The following is a 16,938-nucleotide window of genomic DNA, read 5'->3' as shown; positions in this document are numbered from 1 at the left end:
AGGACTGCCGTCGAAGTGCGACGGCGGTGAGCGTGGCGGCCGCTTTCGGCCGGAGTGGGACTCCGGCCGAAAGCGGCCGATTCTTTTGCCCGGCGGCAGCAGCCGCATCTCGGGGGCAAGCCGGTGCCATTCCGTAGGAGAGCTCTGCGCAGTGGGGCCGGAGTTTTCCACAGGGAGTTATCCACAGGGGTGGTCGGTCGGCTCCGGCGTTGGCACAGTGGTGGGCATGCGGGGGTGGTGGCAGGACCTCACCGATCTGGTGCTGCCGGCCGAGTGCGGAGGCTGTGGGAGGCCTCGCACGGTGCTCTGTCCGAAGTGCCGTGCCGTCCTGAGCGGGACCGCACCGAGCCGGGTGCGACCGGTGCCGGAGCCGTGCGGGCTGCCGGTTGTGCACGCGGCGGCCCGGTACGCGGACGAGGTACGGGCCATGCTGCTGGCCCACAAGGAACGCGGCGCGCTGGCACTCGCGGCGCCGCTCGGGACGGCCCTGGCCGGGGCCGTGCGGGCGGGGCGGGCGTCCGGGGAGGCGGGTGCGCCCATGCTGCTCGTGCCTGTTCCGTCCGCGCGGGGTGCGGTGCGGGCCCGGGGCCATGATCCGGCGCGACGGATCGCGCTCGCGGCGGCGGGTGAGCTGCGGCGGGCCGGGACGCCGGCCCGGGTGCTCGCCGTGCTGCGGCAGGGGCGTGCGGTGGCGGACCAGTCGGGGCTCAACTCCCGGCAGCGGCTGGACAATCTCGCGGGCGCGCTGACGGTCGCTTCCGGCGGGGGCCGGTTGCTCGCCGGTGGTGGTGCGGTCGTGCTCGTCGACGACCTCATGACGACGGGTGCGTCCCTGGCGGAGGCGGCGCGCGCCGTGCGGGCCGCTCTGGCCGAGGAGGAGGGCCCTGGCGATCCGGACGGTGCAACGGCGGAGGAGGTGGACGCGTATGGATGGGGGACCGAGGCGCCCGGTGGGTGTGGTGACAGGGCAACCGTTGTGTATCGAGCGGGAAGTCGGGAAAGCACAGGGGAACGGAAGGCCGGATCGACGGAGGGCGCTGTGCGGCGGACGCGTGGGGTGCCGGGAATCATGGCCGCCGGACGCCCTGATGACCTGATCTGCGCGGCCGTGGTCGCCGCGCCTCCGGATTCCTTCGAAATAAACCGGAACTGACTGAGAACTTGCATCGTTGCAGGTAACGAGAGGGTCAATTCACCTGAACGGAGGTACGCCGCAGTAGAGGGTGACGACATCCGTCCAGGCGAGATATGTTCGGTTGTGAGGGAAAGGCGCAGGCCATCCCCGTCATATCCGAATGCCGTGCCGCGGGTTTTGCGCAATCGACCGCGGCCATGGGGTGGAGATCTTGCCCATGGGGGAGGAGGAGGTGGAAGTCACCGAGTCCGAGGTTCCGGGGTTCCCCGGAACCTGGTGCAAAAGGGAGATGCTCCGCCGATGGAGCGGAGCGATCCGGGAACGGAGTTCTGCGTGGACATCGTCGTCAAAGGCCGCAAGACCGAGGTGCCCGAGCGGTTCCGCAAGCACGTGGCCGAGAAGCTGAAGCTGGAGAAGATCCAGCGGCTCGATGCCAAGGTGATCAGCCTCGACGTCGAGGTGTCCAAGGAGCCCAACCCGCGACAGGCCGACCGCAGCGATCGAGTGGAGATCACGCTCCGCTCCCGCGGTCCGGTGATCCGGGCGGAGGCAGCGGCCAGCGACCCGTACGCGGCACTCGATCTGGCGGCCGAGAAGCTGGATGCCCGGCTTCGCAAGCAGCACGACAAGCGTTACTCGCGCCGAGGCGCACGCCGACTCACGGCGGCCGAGGTCCCCGACCACGTTCCGGGCGCGGCGACGCTCAACGGCAACGGCCACACCTTCCAGGAAGACGAGCCGGACGGCGTTCCCACCAAGAAGATCGGCTCGCTGGAAGTGAAGGGCGAAGGGCCCCTCGTCGTACGCGAGAAGACGCACGTCGCCTCCCCGATGACCCTCGACCAGGCCCTCTACGAGATGGAACTGGTCGGACACGACTTCTATCTCTTCGTCGACTCCGAGACGAAGGAACCGAGTGTCGTCTACCGGCGGCACGCCTATGACTACGGGGTCATCCACCTCAACACGGATCCGATGGTCACCCAGGGGCAATCGCCCGCGGCTGGTGGCACGCTGGGCGGCTGACCCACCCGGCTGACAGCTGAGCCGGTGCCCCTGGAGCGCGTGTGCGCCCCCAGGGGCACCGGTGTGCGACCACTTCGCGCCCCGCACGTCACCGCAGTGCCGGTCGGGCATGAAATCATGGCCGTACCGGTCCAACCGTTGGGCCGCTGCCTTGGGTTGGCGATGGCACGCGACCAGCCGCAGCCTTCAGGGGGAGGAACGATGGCGGACAGCTTCGGACCGATGCGGGACGAGGATGCCGACGGCGATGTCGTCGGCATGGGCCAGGACACGGGCTCGCCACGCAAGGAGCCGATCAGAGTCCTCGTCGTCGACGACCACGCCCTGTTCCGCCGTGGACTGGAGATCGTGCTCGCGGCCGAGGAGGACATCCAGGTCGTCGGGGAGGCGGGAGACGGTGCGGAAGCCGTCGACAAGGCCGCCGACCTGCTGCCGGACATCATCCTGATGGACGTGCGGATGCCCAAGCGGGGCGGGATCGAGGCCTGCACCTCCATCAAGGAGGTGGCCCCCAGCGCGAAGATCATCATGCTGACGATCAGCGACGAGGAGGCCGACCTCTACGACGCGATCAAGGCAGGCGCCACCGGCTATCTCCTCAAGGAGATCTCCACGGACGAGGTGGCCACGGCCATTCGCGCGGTGGCCGACGGGCAGTCGCAGATCAGCCCGTCCATGGCGTCGAAGCTGCTCACCGAGTTCAAGTCGATGATCCAGCGGACGGACGAGCGCCGGCTCGTGCCCGCGCCGCGGCTGACGGACCGCGAGCTGGAGGTCCTCAAGCTCGTCGCGACCGGGATGAACAACCGCGATATCGCCAAGGAGTTGTTCATCTCCGAGAACACCGTGAAGAACCACGTGCGCAACATCCTGGAGAAGCTGCAGCTGCACTCCAGGATGGAGGCCGTGGTGTACGCGATGCGGGAGAAGATCCTCGAGATCCGCTGAGATCAGCCCACCAGGCGGGCCAGCTCCTTGGCGAGCGGCTCGCGCAGGTCGGGTGCGTCGACCCGCTCCACCCGTACGTCCGTGCAGTCCACCCAGCTCGCCGCCTCGACCAGGGCCTGGGCCACCGCCGGGACCGCCTTCGGGCCGTCCAGAGTGGCCTGCTTGGCGACCAGGGTGCTGCCCTCGCGGGCCGGGTCCACACGGCCGACGAGACGGCCGCCGGCCAGGACCGGCATCGCGAAGTAGCCGTAGACCCGCTTCTGCTTCGGTACGTACGCCTCCAGGCGGTGTGTGAAGCCGAAGATCCGCTCCGTGCGCGCCCGCTCCCAGATCAGGGAGTCGAACGGGGACAGCAGCGTCGTCCGGTGGCGGCCGCGCGGAGGTGTCTCCAGGGCCGCCGGGTCGGCCCAGGCCGGCTTGCCCCAGCCCTCGACCGTGACCGGGACCAGACCCGAGTCGGCGATCACCGCGTCGACCTGCTCGCCCTTGAGGCGGTGGTAGTCGGCGATGTCCGCACGCGTGCCGACGCCGAGGGACTGGCCTGCCAGGCGGACCAGGCGGCGCAGGCACTCGGTGTCGTCGAGCTCGTCGTGCAGCAGTGCCTGCGGGATGGCGCGCTCGGCGAGGTCGTAGACGCGCTTCCAGCCGCGGCGCTCGACGCAGACCACCTCGCCGTACATCAGGGCGCGCTCGACGGCGACCTTCGCGCCCGACCAGTCCCACCACTCGCTGGTCCGCTTCGCCCCGCCCAGCTCCGTCGCGGTGAGGGGGCCCTCGGCGCGCAGCTGCTTGATCACCTGGTCGTAGGTGCCGTCGGGGAGGTCGTGGTTCCACTGCGGCCGGTTGCGGTAGGCGCGGCGGCGGAACGCGAAGTGGGGCCACTCCTCGACGGGGAGGATGCAGGCCGCGTGGGACCAGTACTCGAAGGCGTGAGGTGGGGCTGGAGGCGCGCCGGCGGATGCAGTGGTCCAGTACGCCCTCTCGACCGTCTTGCGGCCCACCGCGCCCAGGCGGGCGTACGGGATGAGCTCGTGGGAGCGGGCCAGGACCGAGATGGTGTCGAGCTGCACCGCGCCGAGATGACGGAGGATGCCGCGGACGCCCGACCTGCGGTCGAGGGCACCCAGGAAGCCCTGAGCGCGCAGCGCGATGCGGCGGGCCTCGTCGGCCGAGAGGTCGGTGATGGGGCGCAGGGTGGTCATGCTCGGCACCCTAGATGCTGGGACTGACAACGCGGGGTGAGCTGGGGATTTGCATGCGGGAGCCGTTTGCGGCCCGGGCGGGAGCGGCTAGGCCGGCTGGTTCCGCGGCGGCAGATAAGGGGCCGTCGACGGCAGCGCCAGGTCCGACGGCAGCAGGGAGCCGACCCAGCAGTCCCGGCGTACGCCTTCCTGGACGATGGCGGAGCGGAGGGTGCCCTCCAGGGTGAAGCCGGCCCGTTCGGCCACCGCGCGGGAGGGCCTGTTGCCCACCTCCGCGCGCCATTCCACGCGGTCGATCGACAGCTGGACGAAGGCCCAGCGCGCCGCGGCCAGGACGGCCTCGGTGACATAGCCGCGGCCGCGGTGCTCCTTCGTGCCCCAGAAGCCGATCTCGGCCTCGCTCATGGAACGCATCGTGAGGCCGAGCATGCCCACCAGGTCCTCCCCTTCGGGGAGGAAGAGGCCCCAGGTGAACATCGAGCCGTTCTTCCAGCCCTCGGGGACGAGTTCTTCCGTGAAGCTGTGGGCGTGCTCGCGCAAATAGGGCGAGGGGATCGTGGTCCAGCGCTGGATGTCGGGATCCTGCGCGGCCTCGTACACCGCGGCGGTGTCCTTCGGCCCTACCGCGCGCATCAGCAGGCGGTCGGTGGTGAGCGTGACGGGTTCCATCGGCCGATTCTCCTCGCGGGTTCGTCGCAAGCGCCAACGCATATGCGGTGGGTGAGCACGCGATCGCATTTCGCACAATTCATGGGTGGAACGCGGCACCATCCACGACCCCCGTCCGTTGTCCCCTTTGACGGAGATTTGAAGCAGCGGACGCTCGTCACCCCCGGCAGGCTCCCGGCGCGGCGGGGTCCTCGCATACGATGGCCGTTGCTCAGCCAAGTCAAATGGAAACCGACCGTCCCAGGCCCGACCGGCAAGGAGACCAACCCCCGTGTCCGTCCTCTCGAAGATCATGCGTGCAGGCGAAGGCAAGATCCTGCGCAAGCTGCACCGCATCGCGGACCAGGTCAACTCCATCGAAGAGGACTTCGTCGACCTCTCCGACGCCGAGCTGCGGGCTCTCACCGATGAGTACAAGCAGCGCTATGCCGATGGTGAGAGCCTGGACGACCTGCTGCCCGAGGCCTTCGCCACCGTCCGAGAGGCCGCCAAGCGCGTACTCGGACAGCGTCACTACGACGTCCAGATCATGGGCGGCGCGGCCCTCCACCTCGGCTACGTGGCCGAGATGAAGACCGGTGAGGGAAAGACGCTCGTCGGCACGCTGCCCGCGTATCTGAACGCGCTGTCGGGCAAGGGCGTCCACCTGATCACGGTCAACGACTATCTGGCCGAGCGCGACTCCGAGATGATGGGCCGCGTTCACAAGTTCCTGGGCCTCAACGTCGGCTGCATCCTCGCCAACATGACACCGGCCCAGCGCCGCGAGCAGTACGCGTGCGACATCACCTACGGCACGAACAACGAGTTCGGCTTCGACTACCTGCGCGACAACATGGCGTGGTCCAAGGACGAACTCGTCCAGCGCGGCCACAACTTCGCCATCGTCGACGAGGTCGACTCCATCCTCGTCGACGAGGCCCGTACGCCGCTGATCATCTCCGGCCCCGCCGACCAGGCCACCAAGTGGTACGGCGACTTCGCCAAGCTGGTCACCCGCCTGAAGAAGGGCGAGGCCGGCAACCCGCTCAAGGGCCTCGAGGAGACCGGCGACTACGACGTCGACGAGAAGAAGCGCACGGTCGCCATCCACGAGTCCGGTGTCGCCAAGGTCGAGGACTGGCTGGGCATCGACAACCTCTACGAGTCGGTGAACACGCCTCTGGTGGGCTACCTGAACAACGCCATCAAGGCGAAGGAGCTCTTCAAGAACGACAAGGACTACGTCGTCATCGACGGCGAGGTCATGATCGTCGACGAGCACACCGGCCGTATCCTCGCCGGCCGCCGCTACAACGAGGGCATGCACCAGGCGATCGAGGCGAAGGAAGGGGTGGACATCAAGGACGAGAACCAGACCCTCGCCACGATCACCCTGCAGAACTTCTTCCGCCTCTACAAGCGCCGCGACCACAACGACAAGGAACAGCCCGGTCTGTGCGGCATGACCGGTACGGCGATGACCGAGGCCGCCGAGTTCCACCAGATCTACAAGCTCGGCGTGGTCCCGATCCCGACGAACCGGCCGATGGTCCGCAAGGACCAGTCGGACCTGATCTACCGCACCGAGGTCGCGAAGTTCGAGGCGGTCGTCGACGACATCGTCGAGAAGCACGAGAAGGGCCAGCCGATCCTCGTCGGTACGACGTCGGTCGAGAAGTCCGAGTACCTGTCGCAGCAACTGTCCAAGCGCGGCGTCCAGCACGAGGTGCTGAACGCCAAGCAGCACGACCGTGAGGCGATCATCGTCGCCCAGGCCGGCCGCAAGGGCGCCGTCACCGTCGCCACGAACATGGCCGGCCGCGGTACGGACATCAAGCTCGGCGGCAACCCCGAGGACCTCGCCGAGGCGGAGCTGCGTCAGCAGGGCCTCGACCCCGAGGAGCACATCGAGGAGTGGGCCCAGTACCTGCCGGCCGCCCTGGAGCGGGCCGAGCAGGCGGTCAAGGCGGAGTTCGAGGAGGTCAAGGACCTCGGCGGCCTCTATGTCCTCGGCACCGAGCGGCACGAGTCGCGTCGTATCGACAACCAGCTGCGCGGTCGTTCCGGCCGTCAGGGCGACCCGGGCGAGTCCCGCTTCTACCTGTCCCTCGGCGACGACCTGATGCGCCTGTTCAAGGCCCAGATGGTCGAGCGCGTGATGTCGATGGCGAACGTCCCGGACGACGTGCCGATCGAGAACAAGATGGTCACGCGCGCGATCGCGTCCGCCCAGTCGCAGGTCGAGCAGCAGAACTTCGAGACCCGTAAGAACGTCCTGAAGTACGACGAGGTCCTCAACCGCCAGCGCGAGGTCATCTACGGCGAGCGGCGCCGCGTCCTGGAGGGCGAGGACCTGCACGAGCAGGTGCAGCACTTCACGAACGACACGATCGACGCCTACATCAGCGCGGAGACCGCCGAGGGCTTCGCCGAGGAGTGGGATCTGGACCGGTTGTGGGGCGCCTTCAAGCAGCTCTACCCGGTGAAGGTCACCATCGAGGAGCTGGAGGAGGCGGCCGGCGACCGGGCCGGTCTCACCGCCGAGTTCATCGCGGAGTCCATCAAGGACGACGTCAGCGAGCAGTACGCGCAGCGCGAGGCGCAGCTCGGCTCCGAGATCATGCGTGAGCTGGAGCGCCGCGTCGTGCTGTCGGTCCTGGACCGCAAGTGGCGCGAGCACCTCTACGAGATGGACTACCTCCAGGAAGGCATCGGCCTGCGCGCGATGGCGCAGAAGGACCCGCTGGTCGAGTACCAGCGCGAGGGCTTCGACATGTTCACCGCCATGATGGAGGGCATCAAGGAGGAGTCCGTCGGCTACCTGTTCAACCTGGAGGTCCAGGTCGAGCAGCAGGTCGAGGAGGTCCCGGTCGAGGACACCAAGCCGGTGGCCGACCTGGAGAAGAAGGACGCGGTGCCGGCGCAGGCGGGCGCGCGTCCCGAGATCCGCGCCAAGGGCCTGGAGGCCCCGCGCCGTCCGGACCGGCTGCACTACACCGCGCCCAAGGTGGACGGCGAGGGTGACATCGTCGAGGGCGACTTCGACAACGGCGACGAGCCGGTGCGCTCCGAGGCCGACGGCCTCACGCGCGCGGAGCGGCGCAAGCAGTCGCGGGGCGGGCGTCGCCGCAAGAAGTAGCGCGGGCGGGACGCCGCAGCGCCGCCGTTGAGAAGACGGCGACGGTGAGTGCGGCGTCGGCACAGCGGCTGAAAGGGCCGGGTCTCCTCTGGGAGCCCGGCCCTTCGCCTGTGCGCGCCCTCCGGCGCCGCCCTCCGATGGCCGCCGTCCCGCGCCCTCCCGCGTCCCCTCCGGCGGCCTACAGCGGCCGTCAGGCGTCGGTTGCGCCCGGCCTGCGTTGGCCGCCCAGTTCCACCGCTGTGCAGCGCCAGCGGAGGTCTCCGCCCTGCTCCAGTCGGAAGGCCATGGCGCGCAGTTGGTCGCCGGCGCCGATGCGGGCGAAGGCCTCGATGGCGCCCTCGCGGGGCTCGAAGTAGCCGATGTCGCGAACGACGGGGCGGGCGCCGCGGGTGCGCAGGGGGCCGCGTTCGGCGAGCCAGGCGAGTTCGTCGTAGGCGCGGCCGGCGGTGTGGCGGAGCATCGAGTGGACGGGGCGCTGGCCGCTCAGGACCAGGAGCAGACGGTCGGCGAAGACGTCGGTGGGGCGGGGCTGGGGGACGGTGTGCAACGTGTCGGGAGCCGGAGCTGACGTCGGCGCGGTCGGTGGGCGGGTGTCCGTGGGCCTGGTGCGGGCGCGCAGGCCCGTCGTGCCCGGGGAACCGGGTGGGCGGCCTCCGGGGGACGCCGTACGGGGCATGCCGCCGCTCGGCGTACGTGGCGGGGAGCCCGCGGGGCGGCGGGTGTCGCGGCGGGTCGGTGGGCGGGTGCCGGGGCGGTGCTGCGTCCTGGTCATGACCTTGTGCATGGAGTCCCCGTTCGACGGGCCCGGGAAATACCGGGCGGTAACTTCGTTGGCTGGTGATCTTGTACGGGGCCGAGGGGGCCGACGGCAAGAAAGCGGGGCCCCGCTCAGGGCGGCAGGAATCTTCACTTATCCGGGTGATGAACGGGCGCGGAAGCCAGTAGTGGCAAGGGCGCCCCGGGTGAGTTTCCGGACCGGAGTGGACGCCGCGGAGGGTGGCGGCGGGGACTCGAAAGGGGACACGCGCACGTATCCTGAAGGCCCTCCGGGAGGCGCGGGATCGCCCTCTCCGGGTGCTCGCGGAGCCTACGAACACGAAAGCGGTCAGCCATGCGCGCCTACGTCCCCCTGACGCTCCCCGGTCTCGCCGAGGCGTACAAGACGGGAGAGCTGGGGACCGGACCGCTCGTCGCCTACGCCGTCACGCCCGCATTGCGCGAGTGGTATCTCTCCGACGACATCGAGGAGTTGGAGTACGCGGCGCTGAACCGGGCCGCGCTCGCCTCGCTGCGGCTGCTCGCGGCGGACGCGGGGGCGCCGCGGCGCCGGGTCGTGGTCGCCGTCGACGTGCCCGACGGGGCGGCCGTCGCGGACCCCGACCGGGGGCTGGACCCCGCGGCGCTGGGCGAGGTGCGGATCGCCGCGGGCGTGGCGCTCGCCAAGGCGGCGGCTGTGCACGTCGACGCAGGCGACGCCGAGGCGGACGTGACGGCGGCCGCCGGGGTGCTGGAGGCGGCGGACGGCGGGGACGACGACGCGCAGTTCGTCGTGGACGGGGCCGAGGACCATGAGCTGCTGTGGTACGCGACCCAGGAGATCCCGAACCTGGTCGGGCTGGGGGACTGAGTCGGCTCTCGGCGTCCTGGTGGCCCGTTGACCTGCTGTTCTCTTGATTGTCAGTGGTGGCGGGTACGGTTTTGGACATGGGGAAGCACGTAGACGCGCACATTGTCTGGGACTGGAACGGGACGCTGTTCCACGACAATGACGCGATCATCGGGGCGACGAACGCGGCGTTCGCCGAGCTGGGGCTGGAGCCGATCACGATGGAGCAGTACCGGACGCTGTACTGCGTGCCGGTGCCGAAGTTCTACGAGCGGTTGCTCGGGCGGCTGCCGACCGATGCCGAGTGGCTGGTCATGGACGAGACCTTCCACCGGTACTACGACGAGCACCGGGTGAGGTGCGGGCTCACCGAGGGCGTCGCGGACCTGCTCGTGGGGTGGCGCTCGGCGGGGCGCAGCCAGTCGATCCTCAGCATGTACGGGCATGACGAACTCGTCCCGCTCGTGCGGGGGTTCGGGATCGAGGAGCACTTCATACGGGTCGACGGCCGGACCGGGCCGTCCGGGGGCAGCAAGGCCGAGCACATGGTGCGGCACATCAAGGCGCTCGCGAGCGTGGATCCCGCTCGCACGGTGGTGATCGGGGACGCCGCCGACGATGGTGTGGCGGCGCTGCACGTGGGGGCGCGGGCCGTGCTCTACACCGGCGGGTCGCACAGCCGGGCGAGCCTGGAGGAGGTCGGGGTCCCGGTGGTGGACACACTGAGGGAGGCCGTCGCGGAGGCCGAGCGGCTGGCCGCGTGAGCGTGGGGCCGCTCGCTGTGTGAGCGCGCAGTGGCGCGGCATGGCACGGCGGGTGCGCGACGCCCCGGAGGCGGTACCAGCGCCGCGCCCTGCGGTTCCTCGTCGCCCCGCGCGGTCCCCGGCGCCCCGCGCGCCGCGAGACCCCGTCCTCAGCTCACCGGTGCCTTCGAGCGCAGGACGGTCAGGAACTCGCGCATCCAGCCGGAGTGGTCCGGCCAGGCGCGTGCGGAGACCAGGGTGCCGTCGACGACCGCCTCGGCGTCCTGGAAGGTGGCGCCGGCGGCCTGCATGTCCAGCTCCAGGGCCGGGTACGCCGTGACGCGGCGGCCGCGGAGGCTGTCGATCGCCGCGGTGAGCAGGGGACCGTGGCAGATCTGCGCGACCGGCTTGTCGGAGTCGAAGAACGACTTGAGGATCTTGCGGAGCTCGGGGTCGTTGCGGAGGTACTCGGGGGCCCGGCCGCCGGGGATGACGACGGCCACGTAGTCGCCGGGGTCGACCTCGGAGAAGGCGAGGTCGGCGGGCCAGGTGTAGCCGGGTTTCTCGGTGTAGGTGTCGAAGCCCGGCTCGAAGTCGTGCACGACGAACTGGAGCTTCTTGCGGGTGGGGGCCGCGATGTGGACGTCGTAGCCCTCCTCGCGGAGGCGCTGGTAGGGGTAGAGGACCTCCAGGGACTCCGCTGCGTCGCCGGTGACGATGAGGATCTTCGCTGTCATGTCGGGTGCGCTCCTCTGCTCGGCCGTGGTCTGCTTCGCGGCCGTGGTCGGCGGCTCCGTCGGACCGGCCTCTTGGGCAACGTGCCTCCGGGCGGGGGGATTGCCAAGGGGGCGTGCGGTTCGGGGTGCCGTCGGGAACGCCCCTGCCGTGGGCACTTAGCGCGGCTCGTGGGCACATAGCGCGGCTCGCCGCCCGGGCAGGCTTCGACCCACGGCTGTTTTCGGACACGGGCTGCCATGGGGTGGCGTGATTCCGGACCGTTCCCGGTCGCGGCCGCCGCCTCCGCCGTACATCTCAGGCTCCCCCTTGCTGTCCGACCCCGCCAGTTACGCCCTCCCCGCACCGTTTGACCCTGTGCAGAACGTCAAAGTTCTCCCCCTGGTTTTGTACACATACGGCTCATGACGGGGGCCCTGTAAGGAGCGATAGCCTTAGTGGCGTGATCAGCGCGATAGCTCGCGGGGGCATTGTTGCCCCTGCCCTGCGCCCGGAGAGCACGGACGACATCCGTGACCGGGCGGCGGTCGCTGGTCCTCGCGGGCGGGAGGGAGCCGGAAGGGCTCCCTGGAAGCAGCCATGTACACCTCGGGCGCAGGCGTCGCAGAGAGCAGCGTCACACCCCCGGGGCAGCTCAAGATTGGCTCATATGCCCCCGCATATCTCACCTCGCGGCATAGCGTCGAAGCAGACCGGACACCCCGCGTCGCGGCGTTACACCGGAGGGGAAGAGACCGTACTTCCTTCAACGTCACGCAACGGCGCGCGACAGGAGCCAGAGGACAATGCAGACCAAGCTGGACGAAGCCAAGGCCGAGCTGCTCGAGAGGGCCGCCCGGGTAGCTGAGAACAGCCCGGTCGGGGGGTACCTACCGACTGGGACCACGGACGAGAGCAGCCCCGGCACCCCGGACCACGACACCGTGCTCTCGTTCCTCCAGCGCTACTACCTGCACACCGCCCCGGAGGACCTCACCGACCGCGACCCGGTCGACATCTTCGGTGCCGCTTTCTCGCACTACCGCCTGGCCGAGAACCGCCCCCAGGGCACGGCCAACGTGCGGGTGCACACGCCCACCGTGGAAGAGAACGGGTGGACGTGCAGCCACTCCGTCGTGGAGGTCGTCACCGACGACATGCCCTTCCTCGTCGACTCCGTCACCAATGAGCTGACGCGGCAGGGGCGGGGCATCCATGTGGTCATCCACCCGCAGGTCTTCGTCCGCCGCGACCTCACCGGCAAGCTCATCGAGGTGCTCAGCACGCCGCCCTCCGGCGAGCTGCCGCACGACACCCACACCGAGTCCTGGATCCACGTCGAGATCGACCGCGAGACCGACCGCGGCGACCTGAAGCAGATCACCGCCGACCTGCTGCGCGTCCTGTCCGATGTCCGCGAGGCCGTCGAGGACTGGAGCAAGATGCGGGATCTGGCCATGCGCATGGCCGACGAGCTGCCCCGGGAGCCCCACTCCGATCTGCGCGACCAGGAGTTCGAGGAGGCCCGCGAGCTGCTGCGCTGGCTGGCCGACGACCACTTCACCTTCCTCGGCTTCCGCGAGTACGAGCTGCGCGAGGACGACTCGCTGGCCGCCGTGCCGGGCACCGGCCTCGGCATCCTGCGCTCCGACCCGCAGCACTCCGAGACCGACAGCCACCCCGTCAGCCCGTCCTTCGAGCGGCTGCCCGCCGACGCGCGCGCCAAGGCCCGCGAGCACAAGCTGCTCATCCTCACCAAGGCCAACAGCCGGGCGACCGTGCACCGGCCGTCGTACCTCGACTACGTCGGGGTGAAGAAGTTCGACGAGAACGGCGAGGTCGTCGGCGAGCGCCGCTTCCTGGGACTGTTCTCCTCCGCCGCTTACACCGAGTCGGTCCGCCGCGTGCCCGTCGTCCGGCGCAAGGTCGACGACGTGCTGCGGGTCGCCGGCTTCTCGCCCAACAGCCACGACGGGCGCGACCTGCTCCAGATCCTGGAGACCTACCCGCGCGACGAGCTCTTCCAGACCCCGGTCCCCGAGCTCCAGCGCATCGCGACCTCCGTCCTCTACCTCCAGGAACGCCGCAGGCTGCGGCTCTACCTGCGCCAGGACGAGTACGGCCGCTACTACTCGGCCCTCGTCTACCTCCCGCGCGACCGCTACACCACCGGCGTGCGCCTGCGGATCATCGACATCCTGAAGGAGGAGCTCGACGGCACCAGCGTCGACTTCACCGCCTGGAACACCGAGTCGATCCTCTCCCGGCTGCACTTCGTCGTCCGGGTCCCGCAGGGCACCGAGCTGCCGGAGCTGTCCGAGGCCGACAAGGAGCGCATCGAGGCCCGCCTGGTCGAGGCCGCGCGTTCCTGGGCCGACGGCTTCGCCGACGCGCTCAACGCCGAACTCGGCGAGGAGCGCGCCGCCGAGCTGCTGCGCCGCTACGGCAACGCCTTCCCCGAGGGCTACAAGGCCGACCACTCCCCGCGCTCCGCGGTTTCCGACCTGGTGCACATCGAGCAGCTCACCGAGGAGAACGACTTCTCGCTGAGCCTGTACGAGCCGGTCGGCGCCGCCCCCGACGAGCGCCGGTTCAAGATCTACCGCAAGGGCGCGGCCGTCTCCCTGTCCGCCGTCCTGCCCGTCCTCAGCCGGCTCGGCGTCGAGGTCGTCGACGAGCGGCCCTACGAGCTGCGCTGCTCCGACCGCAGCGTCGCCTGGATCTACGACTTCGGCCTGCGTATGGCGCAGACGGCCGGCGGCGAGTACCTCGGCGACGACGCGCGTGAACGGTTCTCCGAGGCGTTCGCCGCCACCTGGACCGGCAAGGCGGAGAACGACGGCTTCAACGCCCTCGTGCTGGGCGCCGGGCTCACCTGGCGGCAGGCGATGGTGCTGCGGGCGTACGCGAAGTACCTGCGCCAGGCCGGCTCCACCTTCAGCCAGGACTACATGGAGGACACCCTCCGAAACAACGTCCACACCACCCGCCTGCTCGTCTCCCTGTTCGAGGCGCGGATGTCGCCGGACCGCCAGCGTGCGGGCCACGAGATCGTGGACGCGCTCCTCGAAGAGGTCGACGCGGCGCTCGACCAGGTGGCGAGCCTCGACGAGGACCGGATCCTGCGGTCCTTCCTCACCGTGATCAAGGCGACGCTGCGGACGAACTTCTTCCAGGAGGCGGCGGGCGGTCACCCGCACGACTACGTCTCCATGAAGTTCGACCCGCAGGCCATCCCCGACCTGCCCGCGCCGCGCCCGGCGTACGAGATCTGGGTCTACTCGCCGCGCGTCGAGGGCGTGCACCTGCGCTTCGGCAAGGTCGCGCGAGGCGGCCTGCGCTGGTCCGACCGGCGTGAGGACTTCCGTACCGAGATCCTCGGCCTGGTCAAGGCGCAGATGGTGAAGAACACCGTCATCGTGCCGGTCGGCGCCAAGGGCGGCTTCGTCGCCAAGCAGCTGCCGGACCCGTCGGTGGATCGTGACGCGTGGCTGGCCGAGGGCGTGGCGAGCTATAAGACCTTCATCTCGGCGCTGCTCGACATCACCGACAACATGGTGGCCGGCGACGTCGTCCCGCCCGCGGACGTCGTACGGCACGACGAGGACGACACCTACCTCGTCGTCGCCGCCGACAAGGGCACCGCGACCTTCTCCGACATCGCCAACGGGGTCGCCGAGCAGTACAACTTCTGGCTCGGTGACGCCTTCGCCTCCGGCGGCTCGGCCGGCTACGACCACAAGGGCATGGGCATCACCGCCCGCGGCGCCTGGGAGTCCGTCAAGCGGCACTTCCGTGAGCTGGGCGTGGACACGCAGAGCGAGGACTTCACGGTCGTCGGCATCGGCGACATGTCCGGTGACGTGTTCGGCAACGGCATGCTGCTCAGCGAGCACATCCGCCTGGTCGCCGCATTCGACCACCGGCACATCTTCATCGACCCGACCCCGGACGCGGCCACCTCCTACGCCGAGCGCCGCCGCGTCTTCGAGCTGCCCCGCTCCAGCTGGGAGGACTACGACACCGAGCTGATCTCGGCCGGAGGCGGCGTCTTCCCGCGCAGCGCCAAGGCCATCCCGGTCAACGCGCACATCCGCGAGGCCCTGGGCATCGAGGGCAAGGTCGCCAAGATGACCCCGGCCGAGCTGATGAAGGCCATCCTCAAGGCGCCGGTGGACCTGCTGTGGAACGGCGGCATCGGTACGTATGTGAAGGCCTCGACCGAGACCCACGCGGACGTCGGCGACAAGGCCAACGACGCCATTCGCGTCGACGGCGCCGACCTCAGGGTCAAGGCCGTCGGCGAGGGCGGCAACCTGGGGCTGACGCAGCTCGGCCGGATCGAGTTCGCGCGGCAGGGCGGCAAGATCAACACCGATGCCATCGACAACAGCGCGGGCGTGGACACCTCCGACCACGAGGTGAACATCAAGATCCTGCTCAACGGTCTGGTCTCCGAGGGCGACATGACCGTCAAGCAGCGCAACAAGCTGCTCGCCGAGATGACCGACGAGGTCGGCCGTCTGGTCCTGCGCAACAACTACGCCCAGAACACGGCGATCGCCAACGCCCTCGCCCAGTCCAGCGCCATGCTCCACGCCCAGCAGCGCTTCATGAAGCACATGGTCAGGGCGGGGCACCTGAACCGGGCGCTGGAGTTCCTGCCCACCGACCGCCAGATCCGCGAACGCCTCGGCACCGGCCACGGCCTGACCGGCCCGGAGACGGCCGTGCTGATGGCGTACACGAAGATCACGGTCGCCGAGGAGCTGCTGCACACCACGCTGCCGGACGACCCGTACCTGAGCACGCTGCTGCACGCGTACTTCCCGACCGAGCTGCGCGAGCAGTTCCCCGAGTACCTCGTCAGCCACCCGCTGCGCCGTGAGATCACCACGACCGTGCTGGTCAACGACACGGTCAACACGGGCGGTACGACGTATCTGCACCGGCTGCGCGAGGAGACCGGTGCCTCGCTGGAGGAGATCGTCCGGGCGCAGACCGTGGCCCGCGCGATCTTCCGCTCGGCGGAGGTGTGGGACGCGGTCGAGGGGCTCGACAACAAGGTCGAGGCCGACGTGCAGACCCGGATCCGGCTGCACTCGCGCCGGCTCGTCGAGCGCGGCACGCGCTGGCTGCTCAACAACCGCCAGCAGCCGCTCCAGCTCGCCGAGACGGTCGACTTCTTCGCCGACCGCGTCGAGCAGGTGTGGTCGCAGCTGCCGAAGCTGCTGCGCGGCGCGGACCTGGAGTGGTACCAGCAGATCTACGACGAGCTGACCGCCGCCGGTGTCCCCGCCGAAGTCGCCACGCGGGTCGCCGGGTTCTCGTCCGCCTTCCCGACGCTCGACATCGTCTCGGTGGCCGACCGCACGGGCAAGGACCCGATGGATGTCGCCGAGGTCTACTACGACCTCGCCGACCGGCTGCACATCGCCCAGCTCATGGACCGCATCATCGAGCTGCCGCGTGCCGACCGCTGGCAGTCCATGGCCCGTGCCTCCATCCGCGAGGACCTCTACGCCGCCCACGCGGCCCTGACCTCGGACGTCCTGGCGGCCGGCAACGGCACCGCGACGCCCGAGCAGCGCTTCAACTTGTGGGAGAAGAAGAACGGCGCGATCCTCGGCCGGGCGCGCACGACGCTGGAGGAGATCCGCGGGTCGGACGCCTTCGACCTGGCCAACCTGTCGGTGGCGATGCGCACCATGCGGACGCTGCTGCGGACGCACACGTGAGCCGCATGAGTTCCTGAGCCTTACGTGCGTCAGGGC

11 protein-coding genes are annotated in these 16,938 nt (G+C 69.7%); 7 read left to right on the top strand and 4 right to left on the bottom strand.

What is annotated here, in order from left to right; translation table 11 throughout:
* Positions 1-226: 226 nt before the first annotated feature.
* The 3 genes from OG254_RS19650 (at position 227) to OG254_RS19640 (ending at position 3,109) form a co-directional block, all read left to right on the top strand.
* Positions 227-1,153, top strand: coding sequence for a ComF family protein (locus OG254_RS19650; RefSeq protein ID WP_405583474.1), 927 nt, complete (start codon positions 227-229; stop codon positions 1,151-1,153).
* Between the two features lie 315 nt (positions 1,154-1,468).
* The gene (gene hpf / locus OG254_RS19645; protein WP_405595078.1) at positions 1,469-2,161 is read left to right on the top strand and encodes a ribosome hibernation-promoting factor, HPF/YfiA family; all 693 of its coding nucleotides are present in this window, start codon (positions 1,469-1,471) and stop codon (positions 2,159-2,161) included.
* Between the two features lie 201 nt (positions 2,162-2,362).
* The gene (locus OG254_RS19640) at positions 2,363-3,109 is read left to right on the top strand and encodes a response regulator (RefSeq protein ID WP_405583472.1); all 747 of its coding nucleotides are present in this window, start codon (positions 2,363-2,365) and stop codon (positions 3,107-3,109) included.
* Positions 3,110-3,111: 2 nt separating this feature from the next.
* Here OG254_RS19640 and OG254_RS19635 read toward each other — a convergent pair whose 3' ends face one another.
* Entirely contained in the window at positions 3,112-4,311 is a 1,200-nt protein-coding gene (locus OG254_RS19635; RefSeq protein ID WP_405583470.1) for a winged helix-turn-helix domain-containing protein, read from the bottom strand.
* Between the two features lie 87 nt (positions 4,312-4,398).
* Positions 4,399-4,980 carry a GNAT family N-acetyltransferase gene (locus OG254_RS19630; RefSeq protein ID WP_351190310.1) on the bottom strand — a complete coding sequence of 194 codons (582 nt, stop codon included), beginning with the start codon at positions 4,978-4,980 and terminating at the stop codon, positions 4,399-4,401.
* Between the two features lie 271 nt (positions 4,981-5,251).
* On the opposite strand from OG254_RS19630, the gene secA reads away from it, so the two are divergent.
* Positions 5,252-8,101 carry a preprotein translocase subunit SecA gene (gene secA / locus OG254_RS19625; protein WP_405583467.1) on the top strand — a complete coding sequence of 950 codons (2,850 nt, stop codon included), beginning with the start codon at positions 5,252-5,254 and terminating at the stop codon, positions 8,099-8,101.
* Between the two features lie 190 nt (positions 8,102-8,291).
* On the opposite strand, the gene OG254_RS19620 is transcribed toward secA, so the two are convergent.
* Positions 8,292-8,885 (bottom strand): Rv3235 family protein, encoded by a 594-nt coding sequence (locus OG254_RS19620; RefSeq protein ID WP_405583465.1) that lies wholly within the window; start codon positions 8,883-8,885, stop codon positions 8,292-8,294.
* A 327-nt stretch (positions 8,886-9,212) separates the two neighbouring features.
* Between OG254_RS19620 and OG254_RS19615 the strand changes: the two genes are divergently transcribed.
* Positions 9,213-9,728 (top strand): DUF6912 family protein, encoded by a 516-nt coding sequence (locus tag OG254_RS19615; protein ID WP_405583463.1) that lies wholly within the window; start codon positions 9,213-9,215, stop codon positions 9,726-9,728.
* 77 nt (positions 9,729-9,805) lie between these two features.
* Positions 9,806-10,471: an HAD family hydrolase gene (locus OG254_RS19610; protein ID WP_351190302.1), complete on the top strand. Its 666-nt coding sequence runs from the start codon at positions 9,806-9,808 to the stop codon at positions 10,469-10,471.
* A 149-nt stretch (positions 10,472-10,620) separates the two neighbouring features.
* Here the strand turns inward: OG254_RS19610 and OG254_RS19605 are convergent, their stop codons facing one another.
* On the bottom strand, positions 10,621-11,187 hold the full coding sequence (locus OG254_RS19605) for a DJ-1/PfpI family protein (protein WP_405583460.1): 567 nt from the start codon (positions 11,185-11,187) through the stop codon (positions 10,621-10,623).
* A 783-nt stretch (positions 11,188-11,970) separates the two neighbouring features.
* Between OG254_RS19605 and OG254_RS19600 the strand changes: the two genes are divergently transcribed.
* Positions 11,971-16,902: an NAD-glutamate dehydrogenase gene (locus OG254_RS19600; RefSeq protein WP_405583458.1), complete on the top strand. Its 4,932-nt coding sequence runs from the start codon at positions 11,971-11,973 to the stop codon at positions 16,900-16,902.
* Positions 16,903-16,938: the final 36 nt, after the last annotated feature.

Origin of the sequence: Streptomyces sp. NBC_01092 (assembly GCF_045039535.1) — a bacterium.
Classification (GTDB): domain Bacteria; phylum Actinomycetota; class Actinomycetes; order Streptomycetales; family Streptomycetaceae; genus Streptomyces.
This window is presented reverse-complemented; position numbering and strand designations above follow the sequence as displayed.

Bases quoted from the DNA above. Each gene is read 5' to 3' on its own strand.
- OG254_RS19635 (WP_405583470.1), bottom strand. From the start codon at position 4,311: ATGACCACCCTGCGCCCCATCACCGACCTCTCGGCCGACGAGGCCCGC.
- OG254_RS19600 (WP_405583458.1), top strand. From the start codon at position 11,971: ATGCAGACCAAGCTGGACGAAGCCAAGGCCGAGCTGCTCGAGAGGGCC.
- OG254_RS19630 (WP_351190310.1), bottom strand. From the start codon at position 4,980: ATGGAACCCGTCACGCTCACCACCGACCGCCTGCTGATGCGCGCGGTA.
- OG254_RS19615 (WP_405583463.1), top strand. From the start codon at position 9,213: ATGCGCGCCTACGTCCCCCTGACGCTCCCCGGTCTCGCCGAGGCGTAC.
- OG254_RS19610 (WP_351190302.1), top strand. From the start codon at position 9,806: ATGGGGAAGCACGTAGACGCGCACATTGTCTGGGACTGGAACGGGACG.
- OG254_RS19620 (WP_405583465.1), bottom strand. From the start codon at position 8,885: ATGCACAAGGTCATGACCAGGACGCAGCACCGCCCCGGCACCCGCCCA.
- OG254_RS19605 (WP_405583460.1), bottom strand. From the start codon at position 11,187: ATGACAGCGAAGATCCTCATCGTCACCGGCGACGCAGCGGAGTCCCTG.
- OG254_RS19650 (WP_405583474.1), top strand. From the start codon at position 227: ATGCGGGGGTGGTGGCAGGACCTCACCGATCTGGTGCTGCCGGCCGAG.
- OG254_RS19640 (WP_405583472.1), top strand. From the start codon at position 2,363: ATGGCGGACAGCTTCGGACCGATGCGGGACGAGGATGCCGACGGCGAT.